This is a genomic window from uncultured Sunxiuqinia sp. (genome assembly GCF_947495665.1).
Lineage (GTDB): Bacteria > Bacteroidota > Bacteroidia > Bacteroidales > Prolixibacteraceae > Sunxiuqinia > Sunxiuqinia rutila.
Window position 1 is genome coordinate 1 of sequence record NZ_CANLZV010000046.1, and the last position, 527, is coordinate 527.

Consider the following 527-nt stretch of genomic DNA (forward strand, 5'->3'; position numbering starts at 1 on the left):
CTGAGCTTTGTTCACATCCAATCCTTCCGGAGGATAAAAATACAACTGTTCGGTAGCTTTGTCCCAGAACCACTCTCCGGGTGTATCCAATTCTTCAAAAACATTCTCTACATAACGATCGGTTTTATGCAATTGGGCATTGTTATACATGGTAGAGGTATTTATTGAAATCAGCTCAAGATGCGGAGCCCCTTTGGGCGTAACATCAATAATTTTGTAATGAATACTTCCCCATTTGCCTTGCTGCATTCCATGTACATATGCGCCTACCGGCGATTTCCAGGCTGCCACACGCGCTGGATTAAGACAATCGGCATTCACTCCCCCCCAGGGCCTTTCCCCCGGTACTAAATTGGGATATCTCGCCACAGGACAGGCAGCACCGCTTACATATATCGTTCTTGGCGAGAAGCCTTGTTCGGTGGGAAGTTTCACTTTTGCAACCCAAAGATTATCGCTATACTTTTCCCATTTTGGCGATAACTTCCGGCATCCGGTAAAACTTACCTTTTCATTTTGATAGGCCG

The 527-nt window shown here is 45.7% G+C and carries 1 protein-coding gene; it reads right to left on the bottom strand.

From position 1 onward, the window contains the following. Nucleotides 1–527 (bottom strand): hypothetical protein (locus Q1A18_RS18980; protein WP_299584723.1); only part of this gene is annotated, 527 nt, incomplete at both ends.